Source organism: Kitasatospora sp. NPDC047058 (genome assembly GCF_040643935.1).
GTDB lineage: Bacteria > Actinomycetota > Actinomycetes > Streptomycetales > Streptomycetaceae > Kitasatospora.
Genome location: NZ_JBEYVJ010000844.1, coordinates 1 through 1,500 on the forward strand (window position 1 = coordinate 1; position 1,500 = coordinate 1,500).

A 1,500-nucleotide genomic window follows, 5' to 3' on the forward strand; every position below is an offset into this window, starting at 1 on the left:
CAACGCCGTTCAGTTAGGGCGGCCTGGGCGGCGTCAAGGGTCGATTGTGAGCATGCTGATGCTGATGGTCGCTTTGTAGGTGGCTCGGTCGATGGCGGGTCCACGGGCGTTGTACTTGGAGATCGCTCGTTTGACGATGCGGTCTTTGGTGCGGACCCGCCGGTCGGGCAGGAGCTGGGCCAGGACGTGGCGGCCGATGGCCCCGACCAGGTCGATCACAGTGTCGGCGATGATGCCCGCGGCCAGGATGAGTTGGTCGCGGGCTGCGGACAGGGCGACGGTGAAGCCGGCCCGGTCGGGGTCGGTGCCCGGCACGCTGTCGGTGGCGTCCGTCATCGCGGTCCGCAGTGCCTGGTAGGTGACCAGCAGGGCCCAGATCTCCTGTTCGACCCCGGTCGGGGTGCGGGCACGCAGGACCCGTCCTTGGAGGATCGTGGACTTCAGTTCCGCGTAGGCCGTCTCGACCTCCCAACGCTCGTGGTAGAGCCGGACGAGCTCGGCGGCCGGGTGGGCCGACGGATCGGTGAGGGTGGTCAGCAGCCGGTAGTGGCCGGTGCGGGCCCCTTTGGACGTGACGATGCTGATCTCGGCCTCGATGACGCGCACGGTCAGAGCGCCGAGCCGGGCCAGGAACGAGCCGTCCCGGCAGCGGGCCACCGGTGGCAGCTTCCGGCCGGACTTGCACCGCACCAGCAGGTGCGCGCCGGTTGCGGCCAGGCGGTTCAGCAGACCGGCGGCGGCGAAGTTGCGGTCGGCCAGCAGCAGCATCCCCGCGCGCAGATCGCCCGTCAGCCGGCCGGCGTACTCAAGCTCACCGGTGGTGGCCGGGCCGAACGCCGCCCCGATCACCGACCTCGTGCCGCAGGCCACCAGCGCGGCCAGCCTCACCTGCGGATAGCCGCCGCTCCCGTGGTTGCACCGCTGCTTGGCGAACACCGCAAGATTTGCCGCAGCGTCCGGCACCGGCAGCAGCGTCCCGTCGACCGCCACGACCAGCAGCCCGCGCCACCGTGTCTGGACGGCGGTCGTGGCGGCCGGGCCGCGTACCAGGTCGAACAGCGCCTTCATCGGTGCGGCTCCCAGACGCTGGCGGGCCTGCCGTAACGCGCTGCCGCTCGGTCTGGCGGGTGCCAGGTCCGCCAGACCGGCGCACATCCGGTCGAAGACCTGCCGGTAGCCCAGCCCGGCGAGCAACGCTCCCGCCAGCAGCAGATATACGGTGACCCGCGCCGGCACCAGCCGGACCCGCTGCTGGACCCTCTTCGTCTCGGCCAGCACCTCATCGACCATCTCGAACGGCACGATCCGGGTCAACTCGCCGATATGACCTGGCGCGAACGCCCCGTCGGCTACCCCGGCCGTCCGCGTTATGGCAGCCTGTTCCAACAGTGGAGCTCCCGTGGTGAGGATGTCTTGGAGGACAGACCTCTTCTACGGGAGCTCCGCTGCTTTGCCTACCGGCCTTGACATGCAGGCCCCACGCTTAACTGAACGGCGTTG

Annotated in this window: 1 protein-coding gene; it reads right to left on the reverse strand. The window is 70.0% G+C overall.

The features are described 5' to 3' along the window. Positions 1-33: 33 nt before the first annotated feature. Positions 34-1,386: an IS4 family transposase gene (locus ABZ885_RS41020; RefSeq protein ID WP_360200291.1), complete on the reverse strand. Its 1,353-nt coding sequence runs from the start codon at positions 1,384-1,386 to the stop codon at positions 34-36. Between the last annotated feature and the right edge of the window lie 114 nt (positions 1,387-1,500).